The sequence below is a fragment of the Frankia sp. Cppng1_Ct_nod genome (assembly GCF_920656135.1).
GTDB classification, from domain to species: Bacteria; Actinomycetota; Actinomycetes; order Frankiales; family Frankiaceae; genus Protofrankia; species Protofrankia meridionalis.
On sequence record NZ_CAKKTK010000027.1, the window covers coordinates 18,293 to 31,475 of the forward strand.

Below are 13,183 nucleotides of genomic sequence, written 5' to 3' on the forward strand. Positions count from 1 at the left end.
CATCCGACAGCAGCGCGAACGCGTCCTCACTCGTCATCTCGTCTCGGATGCCCTTCGGCGACCCGTTCCCCCCGGTCTCGGTCCCGGTCTCGGTCCCGGTCCCGGTCCCGGTCCCGGGACGTGAACTCTGCTCGCTCCCGCCCGCGCTCACCGGGTGTCCTTCATCTCGCGGACGACCTCACCCAGCGGGGATGTGAGGGGGTCGACATGGATGGCATCGGGGAGATACCCCGGACCACCGGTGGCCGGCCCGTCCTTCCCGGTGGCCACCGAACCGGGACCCCCAGCCCCGGGCCGCGTCCCGGGGACGTCGGAGGCCATGGGCGCACGGGTGATGACCGGAATGGGCGACGTGCCCGGCGAGCGGGCCGGTGGCACGGTGCCGACCGGCGCCCCACCCGGACCGGACCGGGCGGCTCCCGGTGTCCGACTTGTTGCCTGACCCGGTACCTGACCCGGTACCTGACCCGCTGCCCGCGGGCGAAGCCGCGACACCGCCCGCCCGACCGGTCGAGGCTTGGTGACCTCCCCGTCGGTCGGCCCCGGCCCCGGCCCGATCAGGTCGTGCACCGCGCGAACCACCTTGGGCTGGCGCGCCCGGTCGTCCCCGCGCAGGCCGGTCTCCAACTCATGGCCGCCGAACGACCAGGCGATGACGATGATGCGCCCGGCACCGGCGACCTTGCCTGCGTGGGCCCGCTCGAGGCGGGCGCCGCGCACGGCCTCCCGCGGGATCCAGAACGGCTCGCTGCCGGTCCGGTCCACCTGGATCCCCCGGTCGTACACGGTCACGTACGCGTCGGCACGTCCACCGAGCCCCCGGGCGGTGATCCGGTCGAGCCAGTGCCCGGCGTCCACCGTGCCCAGATACAGACCCTTGAGCGGCGCGGCGAGAACCGTGCCGGTCTGCCCGGGAACGGGCGGCAGGTCGGGGAGGTCCTCCTCCTGCCGCTCGGCGCGGCGACGCCAGGTGCGGCGCATGCCACCGACCGCGGCCACGAACAGCAGCAGGCAGCCGAAGGCGAACAGCAGGTGCAGGCCCAGCCGGTCCGGACCGCGTTCGGGGGCCGCCGTGGGAAGCCCGTCCGCGAGAGCGGCGAGCGAGGCGGTGAAGGTGAGATGGTCGGTCATACGATCTTCCCGTCGAGCACGGTGGGACGCCCCCGCAAGAACGTCGCCTGGACGCGGCCAGGCAGGTTGCGGCCGGCGTAGGGAGTGTTACGACTGCGGCTGGCGAGCGCACCGGGGTCGACCGTCCAGCGGGCCGCCGGATCGACAAGGACCAGGTTCGCCACGGCTCCGGCCGACAGCGCCCTGGTCCCGTCCGGGGATGCGTCGGGAAGGCCGCCGATCCGGCCCGGGGCGATCGCCATCCGGTCGGCGAGCCCGGCCCAGTCCAGCAGTCCCGTCTCCACCATGGCCAGGATCGCGATCGACAGTGCCGTCTCAAGGCCGACCATGCCGGGACGGGCGGCCGCCCACTCCGTCTCCTTGTCCTGCGGGGCGTGCGGCGCATGATCGGTCGCGATGCAGTCGATCGTGCCGTCCGCGAGCCCGGCGCGCAGCGCCTCGACGTCGGTGGCGGTCCGCAGCGGCGGGTTGACCTTGAATACCGGGTCGAAGGATGTGACCAGGTCGTCGGTGAGCAGCAGGTGGTGCGGGGTGACCTCGGCGGTGACACGCCAGCCCTTGGACTTCGCCCACCGCAGGATCTCCACCGAGCCCGCGGTGGATACGTGACAGACGTGCAGCCGCGAACCCACGTGGCCGGCGAGCAGCGCGTCACGAGCGATGATCGCCTCCTCGGCCGCGGCCGGCCAGCCCGACAGACCGAGCCGTGCCGACACCGCACCCTCGTTCATCTGCGCGTCCTCGGTCAGCCGGGGTTCCTGGGCATGTTGTGCGATAACCCCGTCGAATGCCTTGACATACTCCAGTGCCCGGCGCATCAGCACCGCGTCAGACACGCAGTGACCGTCATCGGAGAACATCCGGACACCTGCGGCCGACGATGCCATCGCGCCGAGCTCGGCGAGCCGGACGCCCCGCAGCCCTTCGGTCACCGCGCCGACCGGGCGCACGTCGCAGTGCCCGGCGTCACGCCCGAGCCGCCATACCTGCTCCACCACCCCGGCGGTGTCCGCGACCGGCTCGGTGTTGGCCATCGCGAACACGGTGGTGAATCCGCCGAGCGCCGCCGCCCGGGTGCCCGAGGCGACGGTTTCGGCATCCTCCCGTCCGGGCTCTCGCAGGTGGGTGTGCAGGTCCACCAGACCGGGCAGCGCGAGTAGACCGTCCGCGTCGAGGATGTTCGCGCCGGCGGGGGACAGCCCCGGACCGACCTCGACGATCATCCCGCCGTCGAGCACCACGTCCACGGGGTCCGCGCCGAACGGCCGGACCCCACGCAGATGCCAGCGTCCCGCGCCGGCCACCGGCTCGGAAGTCACCACATCGCCACACTGCGTCATGTCACCTCCCTGGTGCCGCCGAGAAGCAGATAAAGAACCGCCATCCGCACGCTTACGCCGTTGGCGACCTGTTCGACCACGGTCGAGCGGGTCGAATCCGCCACATCCGAAGCGATCTCCATCCCCCGGACCATCGGTCCCGGGTGCATCACGAGCGCGGACGGCGGCATCGCCGCGAGCCGGTCGGCGTCCAGGCCGTACCGACGGGTGTACTCCCGCTCGGTCGGGAAGAACGCCGCGGTCATCCGCTCCCGTTGCACCCGCAGCATCATGACCACGTCGCTCTTGGGCAGCACCGCGTCCAGGTCGTAGGAGACCTCTGCCGGCCACTGCTCGACCCCGACCGGCACCAGCGTGGGCGGGGCGACCAGCGTCACCCTCGCTCCCAGGGTGGACAGCAGCCACATGTTGGAACGGGCCACCCTGGAGTGCAGCAGATCACCGACGATCGTGACGGAAAGGCCCTCCAGGCGGCCGAGTCGGCGGCGGATGGTGAACGCGTCGAGAAGCGCCTGGGTCGGATGCTCGTGGGTGCCGTCCCCGGCGTTGAGCACGCTGCCGCGGACCCAGCGGGCCAGCCGGTACGGAGCGCCGCTGGCCGGATGCCGACAGACCACGGCGTCAGCGCCCATCGCCTCCAGGGTCTGCGCCGTGTCCTTGAGACTCTCTCCCTTGGAGACGCTCGACCCTCGGGCCGAGAAATTGATCACATCCGCGGACAACCGCTTGGCGGCAACCTCGAAGGAGGTGCGGGTGCGGGTCGAGTCCTCGAAGAACAGGTTGACGACCGTACGTCCGCGCAGGGTCGGCAGTTTCTTCACCGATCGGTCGGCAACGGTCGCCATGTACTCGGCCGTGTCGAGTACCCGCAGAGCGTCATCGCGGGTGAGATCCTCGGTCGACAGCAGGTGCCGCATCACCGCGTCGTCCCGTCCGGCCGAATCCCGTCCTGTCCCCGCCACCGCGAGGAGAGCGGCAAGAAGAACCCGGCCCGGCGGACAGCCGGGAGGAGGAGCCGGCTCATCGATCCGCCCCTTCCGACACGATCAGCACCGCGTCGGAGCCGTCGATCTCGGTGAGACGAACCGCGACGGCCTCCTGACGAGAGGTCGGCATGTTCTTGCCGACGTAGTCGGCCCGGATCGGCAGTTCCCGGTGGCCGCGGTCCACCAGGACCGCCAGCTGCACCGCTCGAGGCCGCCCGAACTCGGCCAGCGCGTCCAGCGCCGCCCGCACCGTCCGTCCGGAGAACAGCACGTCGTCGACAAGGATCACCGTCCGGGCGTCGATCCCCCCGTCCGGCAGGTCGGTGACCTCCAGCGGACGGACGGCGCGAAACCGCAGATCGTCGCGATGCATGGTCGGGTCGAGTGAACCGACACCGAGCTCGACGCCCTCCACCGCCCGGACCCGCGCAGCAAGTCTGCGGGCTAGCGGCACCCCACGGGTGGGTATACCGAGAAGCACCACGCCGTTTCCACCAGCGGTCTTCTCCAGGATCTGGTGAGCCATCCGGGTGAGGACCCGGCCGATGTCCTCACCGGACAGCACCGTGCGGGCGGTGCCATGGCCGGATGTCTCCCGACCGGACACAGGCCCTCCTGCGGAGGCTGCGGCCATGCCGACATCCCTCCTTCCCCGCCTCACTGGACGGTCCTTAAAGGAGCGGTCTGGATGACGGTACCAGGCACACCGACTGTTACTGCACGTTACCCACAAGGAACGAGATGTGCATGAAGGGCTCTCGCCAGGGAAGTTCCCATAGCACTAGCGCCTACTGCGATCGAAGGGCTACAGAAAGTGGTACAAAGAAAGAGTCGACACGACCCCCCTGGTGTCGGGCGCCAACCGACCCGGGACTACTATGGGTAACCACCGGCGGCAAGAGCCCCGGTTCCAATTGATCGACCACGACGGGAGTGGGCACTCCGATGTCCGACTATGCGAAGGCGCTCGGTGCTCGGCTGCGCGCAATACGCACCCAGCAGGGGCTCTCGCTTCATGGCGTCGAGGAGAAGTCGCACGGGCGATGGAAGGCTGTCGTCGTGGGCTCCTACGAACGCGGAGACCGCGCCGTTACGGTGCAGCGCCTGTCCGAACTTGCCGAGTTCTACGGCGTCCCGGTGGGAGAACTCCTTCCTGAGGGTTCCACCGTGGCACCACTCGAGCAGTCCCCGCGCATCGTCCTCGACCTGGAGCGACTTTCCCAGGTGCCGAAGGAGCAGGGCGGGCCGCTCGCCCGCTACGCGGCGACCATCCAGAGCCAGCGAGGCGACTACAACGGCCGCGTGCTGTCCATCCGCTACGAGGACCTGCGTTCCCTCGCCGTCATCTACGACACCTCGCCGAGCAAGCTCACCGAGCAGCTCGTCTCCTGGGGCGTCCTGACACCGGAGCAGGGCCAGGAAGCAGGAATCAGCGAGTCGGCGTAGCCCCCGGCTCCGTTCCGGATGCACGTCGCCCCACGGCGACGTCCCGTTACGGACTCCCGCGTCCCGGCTGGTCCGCCAGGAACGGCAAGACCTGGCGGACCAGCCGGAATGACCGTTCTCATTCGCTCAGGCCGGCGGTCCGAATCCCGGCCGAGGCCGCAGAGGACGTTACGGGTAAAGAGCCGTCCGCTCCCTATCCGGCCTCACGAGCCTGCCCGAAGCCTCCGGCAAACGCGCGAGAACGCTGCCCGCAGCCTCTTTCCCGGGCGTCGGCTAGCGAGACGTCCGTCCGAGTTTCAGGTCGAGCAACCGGGCCAGCAGGCCGTTGACGAAGACCGGTGACCGTTCCGTCGAAACGAGCTTGGCGAGTTCGACGGCCTCGTCGATGGCCACCCCGTCCGGGATGTCCTCGCGCCACAGCAGTTCCAGCGCGCCGATCCGCAGGATGTTGCGGTCCACCGCGGGCATACGCTCGAGGGTCCATTCCTCGGCATAGTCGGAAAGCATCTCATCGATGTCGGCGAGGCGTTCGGCGACACCTTCGACGAGGCTGACCGCGTATTCCGGCACCGGTGGATCGGACTGGACCAGCCGCGCGGCGAGTGTCTCGGTGAAACTGCTCCCGCGCAGGTCCGCCTCATAGAGGATGTCGAGGGCGCGCTTACGCGCCTTCGACCGGGCGCTCAGCTCGTCACCCGGCCGAGGTACCGACCATCCCTGGTGTCGACCTTCACCTTCTCGCCCGTGGTGAGGAACAACGGCACCTGGATCGTCGCACCGGTCTCCAACGTCGCCGGCTTGTTACCACCGGTGGAGCGGTCGCCCTGCACCCCGGGCTCGGTCGCGGCGATGACCAGTTCGACGCTCGCGGGCAGCTCCACGTAGAGCGGTGCGCCATCGTGCAGCGCCACCGTCGCCGTGGTGTTCTCCAGCATGTAGTTCGCGGCGTCGCCGACGACTCCGGGCGGGATCGGGATCTGGTCGAACGACTCGCTGTCCATGAAGACGAAGTCGGCGCCGTCGCGGTAGAGAAAACTCATCTCGCGTCGGTCGACGGTTGCCACCTCGACCTTCACACCGGCGTTGAACGTTCGGTCGACAACCTTGCCGGTCAGGACGTTCTTCAACGTCGTCCGAACGAACGCCCCGCCCTTTCCGGGCTTGACGTGCTGGAACCCGACAATGTTCCACAGGATGCCGTCGAGGTCGAGTGTCATGCCGTTCTTCAGGTCATTGGTGGTCGCCACTGCGCACAACTCTCCAGCCGGACCAGCAGGTTGGTCCGTTCGACTGACGGGGGATCTCGCGAGAGTCTATAGGGTGGGCGGCCCTGACCACCGAACGCCGTCCTACGCGTCGGCACCGGACCGATCCCCGAGGTCTCGCGAGAGCCTCGAGGCGATCACCCGCAGCGCGAGGAGATAGGAGTCGAAACCGAGCCCAGTGATGGTGCCGACCGCCACCGCGCTGATCACGCTGTGATGCCGGAACGGCTCCCGGGCGTGGGTCTGGCTCAGGTGCACCTCCACGAGCAGGCCCTCGACCTGCGCAGCCGCGTCGCGCAACGCATACGAGTAATGCGACCAGGCACCCGGGTTCAATACGACCGCGGATGCGGTGTCCGCGGCCTCATGCAGCCACCGGAGCATCGTGGCCTCGTCATCGGTCTGCCGGCAGTCCACCTCCAGCCCGAGCTCGCCGGCCTGCTCCTGGCAGGCCGCCACGAGATCATCGTAGCCGCGGCTGCCGTACACCGCGGGTTCCCGCCGCCCCAACCGGCCGAGATTGGCGCCGCTGAGCACCATGACCTTCATGAGTGGACCTTTACCGATCGGACCTTGACGAATCGGACCTTCATGAACCGGACCTCATAGCCGGCCCGCCGCATCCGGCAGATCGGACAGTTCCCGGGCCACCTCCGAGAACGCGGCCACGACCAGCGCCGGGTCCGGATCGTCCAGCGTACGGGGCCGGCCCGGTCCGTCCAGGACGACGAACCGCAACCGCCGACCGCGGCTCTTCTTGTCCACCCGCATCGCGTCGAGCAGCTCCGACCAGCGGTCCGCCCGGTAGGTGGTGGGCAGGCCGACGCGTTCGAGCAGCTGGCGGTGCCGGTCCGCGGTCGCCTCGTCGAGCCCCACCGCGAGCCGACTCAGGGACGCGGCGAAGACCATCCCGACGGACACCGCGGCACCGTGCCGCCAGGTGAAACCCTCGACCTTCTCGATGGCATGCCCGAGGGTGTGCCCGTAGTTGAGGATCTCCCGCCGGCCGGCCTCCTTCGGGTCGGCCGAGACCACCTCCGCCTTCACCCTGATCGACCGCTCGACGAGCTCACGCAGATGAAGCACGCCCGTCGGGTCCTCCTCGAGCAGATCGAGGATGACCGGATCGGCGATGAAACCGGCCTTCACCACCTCGGCAAGGCCCGAGGCACGCTCATTGGCCGGGAGGGTCTGAAGGGTCGCCAGGTCACACAGCACCGCGAGCGGATGGTGGAACGCGCCGACGAGGTTCTTGCCCGCCTCGATGTCGATCCCGGTCTTTCCACCGACAGCCGCGTCCACCATCCCCAGAATCGTCGTCGGGACCTGCACGACGTCCACGCCACGCAGCCACGAAGCCGCGACGAACCCGGCGAGGTCGGTCGCGGCTCCGCCGCCGAGACCGACGACCACGTCGTCCCGGGTGAAACCGACCTGGCCGAGGACGTCCCAGCAGAAGCCCGCGATGCGCAGCTGCTTGGCCTCCTCGCCGTCGGGGACCTCGACGGCGTGGGCCTCGACCTTCGCCGAATCCCGCAGGTCCGCGACCACCGCGTCCGCGGTGGCCCGCAGGGCACGCGGGTGGATGACGGCGGCTCGGGTCCGGCCGGCCACCAGGTCGGCGAGCTCCCCGAGCAGACCCTCACCGACCACGACGCCGTAGGGGCGCTCCCCGGTCGGGGTGACCTCTATCCGCGTCACCGGCGAGACCGTCACAGCGCAGCCACCAGCTTCTCGACCAACTCGACTACCTCCTCGGGTGTGCGCCCGGCGGTGCTCACCACCGCGGACGCGACTTCGGCGTACAGCGGGGCGCGGGCCCGCAGCATCGCGGCCATCTTGGTGCGCGGCGCCTCGACCAGCAGCGGACGGTCCCGGGCCAGTCCGACCCGCTTCACCGCGTCACTGATCCCGACGTCGAGGTGGACGACCGTGTGCCCGCGCAGCAACGCCCGGGTGGCAGGGTCCAGCACGGCGCCCCCGCCCAGGGCGAGTACCCCGTCATGCTCGGCCAGTGCGCGGGCGACCGCGTCCCGTTCCAGTGCCCGGAAGTAGTCCTCACCACGCTCGACGAAGACATCGGCGACCGACATCCCGGCGTGGACCTCGACGTCACCGTCGGTGTCACGAAAACCCGCGCCGCAGCGCCGCGCCAGCAACTGCCCGATCGTTGTCTTCCCAGCCCCCGGCGGGCCCACGAGAACCACGATCGGTCGCCGTGCGCCGAGCATGGCAACCTCGCCCGCAGAACCGGTCACGACGCACCGGCCGCAGCCGGCACCAGAACATCCATAACCATACCGGCTCCTACCGCCCTACCTGACGATCAGAGACTTCAGATAGGCCTCACAGTTGCGGCGGGACTCCTCCACCGAATCGCCGCCGAACTTCTCCATCGCGGCGTCCGCGATCACCAACGCGACCATGGCCTCGGCGACCACTCCGGCCGCGGGCACCGCGCACACGTCGGAGCGCTGCGCGATCGCGACCGCCTGTTCCCCGGTCGCGACGTCGATGGTGGACAGCGCCCGCGACAACGTCGAGATCGGTTTCATGGCGGCCCGCACCCGCAACGGCTCGCCGGTGGTCATCCCGCCCTCGACACCGCCGGCCCGGTCGGTGGCCCGGCGCACCTGGTACACCCCGGATCCCGCCGAACTCCCGGGACCGGCGGGCAGTGGTTCGATCTCGTCGTGAGCCTGCGACCCGCGCCGCCGGGCCGTGGTGAACCCGTCCCCGAACTCCACGCCCTTGATCGCCTGGATGCCCATCAGCTCACCGGCGATCCGCGCGTCGAGACGGCGGTCGCCGTGGACGTAGCTGCCGAGCCCCGGCGGGCAGCCATAGGCCAGGACCTCCACGATCCCGCCCAGGGTGTCGGCGTCGCGGCGCGCGGCATCGATCTCCGCGACCATCGCGATACTGGTCGCCGGATCCGCGCAACGGACCGGGTCGGCGTCCACCGCGTCCATCGTCGCCGGCTGGGGTGGCTGCGAGCCGGGCGGTACCTCCACCCCACCGAGGGCCACCACGTGCGAGATGACCTCGATGCCGTACGCCTGGCGCAGCAGGGCCTTCGCGACCGTACCGAGAGCCACCCGGGCGGCGGTCTCCCGGGCACTGGCGCGCTCAAGGACGGGGCGGGCGTCGGAGAAGCCGTACTTCTGCATCCCGGCCAGGTCGGCGTGGCCGGGCCTCGGCCGGGTCAGCGGGGCGTTACGGGCCAGCCCCGCCAACTCCTCGGCGTCGATTGGGTCCGGCGCCATGACCTGGCGCCATTTCGGCCATTCGGTGTTACGGATGACGATGCTCACCGGGCCGCCCAGGGTGAGGCCGTGGCGCATGCCGCCGAGCAGCTCGACCTCGTCACGCTCGAAGCTCATCCGCGCACCGCGCCCGTGGCCGAGACGCCGACGCCCGAGTTCGTCTGCGATCTGGGAGCTGGAGACGCGGATGCCCGCCGGTAGGCCCTCGACCGTCGCCACCAGCGCCGGGCCATGCGACTCTCCGGCAGTCAGCCAACGCACCATGCTGCCAGTCTTCCACGCTGCCGGACACTCGAACGAGTCAGACCGTCCAAGGCCACCCGAGGCACGGAAAAACGACGGTCATCTCCAGGCCGACAGCGGCGCGATCATTGTTCCCGGCACCGCCGGAGGCCCGGAGGATTCATGCGAAGCCAGTGCCACCCCAGGCCAGAATGCCGACGAAGGTGCCCGCGAGCAGAAACGGCCCATAGGCGATCCGCGCGCGCGGACCTGCCCGTCCGGTCACCAGCAGAAGCAGTGCCCACCCGCCGGCGAGCATCATCCCCGCGGCCAGGCCCGCGACGACCGCCGATGCACCGAGCCACCCGAGGGCACCGCCGAGCAGGCCGGACAGTTTCACGTCGCCGAACCCGAGGCCTGCGCCCGGCAACGCCCAGATCGCGGCGAACAGCGCGGACACGACCGCCGCCGCGAGGACGCCGCGTAACCAGCGTCCCGGCTCCCGGTCCAAGACGGCCGCAAGCCCGAACAGCGCGGCGAGTACCGGATAGGACGGCAATGTGATCGCATCGGGCAGTCGATGGACCCGGGCGTCGATGGCGGCGAGGGCTACTCCGACCACCCCCAGGTAGGCGTAGGCCGGCAGCCAACTCACATGGTCGGACAGCTTCACCGCGAAGGCGACGACGACCGCGGCCGTGACCACCCCCAGCGACCCCCGGGTGGGCACCGGCCTGCGGACCGATTCGCCGTCGGGCGGGCCGAAGGCGCCCACCAGCCACGGCAGCGCCGGGACGACGCACAGCGCGACAAGGACGATCACGGTCGCCGACGCTGCCGCCGAAACGTTCACCGGACGGTCCGCCCCGGCTCCCGGGCGCTCAGCGCGCGCTGTCCCTCGTCGAGGAGCAGACCGACGTCCACCTCGGCGCCGGTGAACAGCCGCACCTGGCCGGCCGCCTGAGCCGCGAGCACGACCAGCCCCCCGGCAACCGCAGCCCCGGCGGCCTGCGCCGCGGCGGCAAGGCGGGTGGGCCACGGGTGGTACAGCAGTTCGACCAGCCCGGTTGACGCGGGCCACGGGAATCGGGCGAGGTCGTCGGTGGCGCCGGCCGGAGTGGTCGCTATGACCACGTCCGCCGCCCCCAGATCGGCCGCGCCGAAGTCAGCGCCACCCGGATCGGCACCGCCCAGGTCAGCGCCACCCGGGCCGGCGGCGCCTAGGAAGCCCGCCGTTCCCGTCCGCGGGGCCAACCCCGAGCCCGACGGCTCCCACCGGTGGACCGTGACGGCAAGCCCGAGTACGACGCCGAGATCGACCAGGGGCACGGCGGCCGGCGGCCGGCGGGCTGCGATGTCAACCCGGTGGGCGCCGAGTCCGGCGAGCGCCCCGAGCGCGGCCCGAGCGGTGCCACCGGCGCCGAGCACGAGCGGGTTACCCGGTGCCACCCCGACGCCGAGAACCTCGGTGACGGCATGGGCGATACCCGCGACATCGGTGTTGAAGCCGTCCAGGCGCACGTCCGAACCGGTGTCCGTGCCCCGCCGGACGACGACGGTGTTGACCGCGCCGATGGCTGCGGCGTCGGTATCGATCGTGTCGAGCAGTGCCAGGACGGCCGTCTTGAGCGGCATCGTCAGTGACAGACCCACCCAGCCGGGTTCCGTGCGGACTCGGGTGAGGAGATCCGCCAGCGCGATCTCGTCACACTCGATGGCCCGGTAGTCCCAGTCGAGCCCCAGCGCATCGTAGGCCGCACGGTGCAGAACGGGTGACAGCGAGTGCGTGATCGGCATTCCCAGGACTGCGGCTCGGGCATGCGGCTGCCAGGTGTCCGCTCGACCACCGGAGCGGGTCACGACCCGCCCTCGGACTTGTATCGCGCGAGCGCGTCCTGCCACTCCCGTTCCGTGGTAGCGAAGATCGTCACATTGGACTTCGGCAGGGACACGAAGTACATCCAGCTTCCCGCTGCCGGGTGGAGGGCCGATTCCAACGCCCACCGGCCCGGGTTGGAGATGGCGCCCGGTGGCAGTCCGGCCACCTTGCGGGTGTTGTAGGGGTTGTTGGCGTTCAGCTGGCTCTGGGTCAGCGGACCCTCGTACTCGTTGAGTGCGTATCGGGTCGTCGAGTCCAGGTCGAGGCGCCGGAAGGCTCCGCTCGTGTCGGCCAGCCGGTTGTAGATGACCCGTGCGACCTTGGGCCCCTCATCCGGGTTCTTCACCTCCCGTTCGATGATGGAGGCGATGGTCACGACGTCCTGTGGGCTGCGCCCGAGAGCGGCCGAGCCGGCCTCGATGTTGAGCGATGCCGTCTCCGACCTGAACCTGTCGACGAACATCTTCATCGTGGTGGCCACCGACGCGCCCGGCTGCAGGTCGTAGGTGAAGGGAAACAGGTAACCCTCGATACCGGTGGCATACGACGGCAGTTGGAGCGGGGCCGGGTGCTTCACGACGTCCTCGATCGCCGACATCGGCTGGCCCGTACGGTCCGCAAGGGTCGTGAACACCTGCCGGGCGGTCATGCCCTCGGAAATAGTGAGTCGGAACAGTGCGTGGGACCGGGCGTCGAGCAGCGTGGCGAGCGCGTCGACCGCGCGCTCCCGCTGCCGGAGTTTGTAGAACCCGGGCTGGATGGACCGCGACCGCTCGTCGGACGCGGCCGCGTCGACGAAGGCCGCCGGAGTCCGCACGACGTCCGCGGAGGCGAGGACCCGCGCGATGTCGCGGGCGGTCGACCCGGCCTGGATCTGGATGATGACCGAACCGTCACCGGGTCCGGCATAGTCGGCAGCCGACTCCCCACCGGCGATGCGTCCGATGACCTTGCCTGCACCGTAAATCCCGCCACCGAGGATTCCGGCCACAACGACCAGAATGACGATAAGCTTGGGTACGGTTCCGCGGTGTCGGCGGCCTCCCCGCCGGCCGGTCCGGCCGGTCCGGCCGCGCCCGGCACCATCAGGCGGCGCCTCTCCGAGCAGTTCATCAAGATCGTCGTCGATCACATGCTGTCCGCGGGTCGGTCCGACCCCGGGCCGTCCTTCGTCGGGTCCGGTGGGTCCGCGCCACGTGGTGCGTCCAGCACCGACTGCAGGATCTGCACAGCTGCCTCCTGGTCGACAAGTCCACGACGGGCTCGCGCGCGCATGCCACCTTCGGCCATCCGGCGGTGAGCGACAACCGTGGTCATCCGCTCGTCGACAAGCCGTACCGGAACAGGAGCCACCCGCACCGCGAGGAGATCGGCGTATTCCCGAGCCTGGCGCGCCGCCGGCCCCTCCGCACCGGACAGCCGTGTCGGAAGACCCACCACGACCTCCACAGCGCGACGATCCCGAATAATAATTGCAAGCTCTTCGAGATCACGCTGCATCCGGGGGTCGCGTCGTAGCGTTCCCACCGGGAACGCGATCATCGCGTCGGAATCACTCGCGGCAACTCCCACCCGTACCGTGCCCACGTCGACGCCTATGCGCACGCCTGCCCGGCGAATCATCGACCCACCCGCAGACCAGTCGGTG

General features: G+C 70.2%; 15 protein-coding genes. 1 reads left to right on the top strand and 14 read right to left on the bottom strand.

The window, feature by feature from the left end:
• Positions 1–147: 147 nt before the first annotated feature.
• From NBW77_RS10320 to pyrR, 4 genes are all read right to left on the bottom strand, one after another.
• Positions 148–1,131, bottom strand: a complete 984-nt coding sequence (locus NBW77_RS10320; RefSeq protein WP_175324753.1) for a PH-like domain-containing protein — start codon at positions 1,129–1,131, stop codon at positions 148–150.
• Positions 1,128–2,471 (bottom strand): dihydroorotase, encoded by a 1,344-nt coding sequence (locus tag NBW77_RS10325; protein ID WP_131747580.1) that lies wholly within the window; start codon positions 2,469–2,471, stop codon positions 1,128–1,130. Before NBW77_RS10325 ends, NBW77_RS10320 begins: the two co-directional genes overlap by 4 nt.
• The gene (locus NBW77_RS10330; RefSeq protein ID WP_175324754.1) at positions 2,468–3,391 is read right to left on the bottom strand and encodes an aspartate carbamoyltransferase catalytic subunit; all 924 of its coding nucleotides are present in this window, start codon (positions 3,389–3,391) and stop codon (positions 2,468–2,470) included. The genes NBW77_RS10325 and NBW77_RS10330 overlap by 4 nt, the downstream gene beginning before the upstream one ends.
• A 100-nt stretch (positions 3,392–3,491) precedes the next feature.
• Positions 3,492–4,091, bottom strand: a complete 600-nt coding sequence (gene pyrR, locus NBW77_RS10335; RefSeq protein WP_242605960.1) for a bifunctional pyr operon transcriptional regulator/uracil phosphoribosyltransferase PyrR — start codon at positions 4,089–4,091, stop codon at positions 3,492–3,494.
• Positions 4,092–4,402: 311 nt separating this feature from the next.
• Between pyrR and bldD the strand changes: the two genes are divergently transcribed.
• Positions 4,403–4,903 (top strand): transcriptional regulator BldD, encoded by a 501-nt coding sequence (gene bldD / locus NBW77_RS10340; RefSeq protein ID WP_131747582.1) that lies wholly within the window; start codon positions 4,403–4,405, stop codon positions 4,901–4,903.
• Between the two features lie 273 nt (positions 4,904–5,176).
• Here the strand turns inward: bldD and nusB are convergent, their stop codons facing one another.
• The 10 genes from nusB to ruvX form a co-directional block, all read right to left on the bottom strand.
• Positions 5,177–5,590, bottom strand: coding sequence for a transcription antitermination factor NusB (gene nusB / locus NBW77_RS10345; RefSeq protein ID WP_131747583.1), 414 nt, complete (start codon positions 5,588–5,590; stop codon positions 5,177–5,179).
• Positions 5,587–6,150 carry an elongation factor P gene (gene efp, locus NBW77_RS10350; RefSeq protein WP_131747584.1) on the bottom strand — a complete coding sequence of 188 codons (564 nt, stop codon included), beginning with the start codon at positions 6,148–6,150 and terminating at the stop codon, positions 5,587–5,589. The genes nusB and efp overlap by 4 nt, the downstream gene beginning before the upstream one ends.
• A 102-nt stretch (positions 6,151–6,252) precedes the next feature.
• A complete protein-coding gene (locus tag NBW77_RS10355) occupies positions 6,253–6,717 on the bottom strand; it encodes a type II 3-dehydroquinate dehydratase (RefSeq protein ID WP_131747585.1) in 465 nt (154 codons plus the stop codon).
• A gap of 54 nt (positions 6,718–6,771) precedes the next feature.
• Positions 6,772–7,884, bottom strand: coding sequence for a 3-dehydroquinate synthase (gene aroB, locus NBW77_RS10360; RefSeq protein ID WP_131747586.1), 1,113 nt, complete (start codon positions 7,882–7,884; stop codon positions 6,772–6,774).
• Complete coding sequence (locus tag NBW77_RS10365) at positions 7,881–8,426, bottom strand: shikimate kinase (protein WP_349816989.1); 546 nt, start codon at positions 8,424–8,426, stop codon at positions 7,881–7,883. Before NBW77_RS10365 ends, aroB begins: the two co-directional genes overlap by 4 nt.
• 57 nt (positions 8,427–8,483) lie before the next feature.
• Positions 8,484–9,698 carry a chorismate synthase gene (aroC, locus tag NBW77_RS10370; RefSeq protein WP_250279628.1) on the bottom strand — a complete coding sequence of 405 codons (1,215 nt, stop codon included), beginning with the start codon at positions 9,696–9,698 and terminating at the stop codon, positions 8,484–8,486.
• Positions 9,699–9,837: 139 nt separating this feature from the next.
• Positions 9,838–10,509, bottom strand: coding sequence for a prepilin peptidase (locus NBW77_RS10375; protein ID WP_131747587.1), 672 nt, complete (start codon positions 10,507–10,509; stop codon positions 9,838–9,840).
• Positions 10,506–11,516 (bottom strand): shikimate dehydrogenase family protein, encoded by a 1,011-nt coding sequence (locus tag NBW77_RS10380; RefSeq protein WP_349816990.1) that lies wholly within the window; start codon positions 11,514–11,516, stop codon positions 10,506–10,508. Before NBW77_RS10380 ends, NBW77_RS10375 begins: the two co-directional genes overlap by 4 nt.
• Positions 11,513–12,667, bottom strand: a complete 1,155-nt coding sequence (gene mltG, locus NBW77_RS10385) for an endolytic transglycosylase MltG (protein ID WP_131747588.1) — start codon at positions 12,665–12,667, stop codon at positions 11,513–11,515. Before mltG ends, NBW77_RS10380 begins: the two co-directional genes overlap by 4 nt.
• Positions 12,664–13,158: a Holliday junction resolvase RuvX gene (gene ruvX / locus NBW77_RS10390; protein WP_131747589.1), complete on the bottom strand. Its 495-nt coding sequence runs from the start codon at positions 13,156–13,158 to the stop codon at positions 12,664–12,666. The genes mltG and ruvX overlap by 4 nt, the downstream gene beginning before the upstream one ends.
• Positions 13,159–13,183: the final 25 nt, after the last annotated feature.

Excerpts from the sequence above, each read along its gene's own strand:
- NBW77_RS10355 (WP_131747585.1), bottom strand. The coding sequence starts at position 6,717 with ATGAAGGTCATGGTGCTCAGCGGCGCCAATCTCGGCCGGTTGGGGCGG.
- bldD (WP_131747582.1), top strand. The coding sequence starts at position 4,403 with ATGTCCGACTATGCGAAGGCGCTCGGTGCTCGGCTGCGCGCAATACGC.
- NBW77_RS10325 (WP_131747580.1), bottom strand. The coding sequence starts at position 2,471 with ATGACGCAGTGTGGCGATGTGGTGACTTCCGAGCCGGTGGCCGGCGCG.
- pyrR (WP_242605960.1), bottom strand. The coding sequence starts at position 4,091 with ATGGCCGCAGCCTCCGCAGGAGGGCCTGTGTCCGGTCGGGAGACATCC.
- aroC (WP_250279628.1), bottom strand. The coding sequence starts at position 9,698 with ATGGTGCGTTGGCTGACTGCCGGAGAGTCGCATGGCCCGGCGCTGGTG.
- ruvX (WP_131747589.1), bottom strand. The coding sequence starts at position 13,158 with ATGATTCGCCGGGCAGGCGTGCGCATAGGCGTCGACGTGGGCACGGTA.
- NBW77_RS10320 (WP_175324753.1), bottom strand. The coding sequence starts at position 1,131 with ATGACCGACCATCTCACCTTCACCGCCTCGCTCGCCGCTCTCGCGGAC.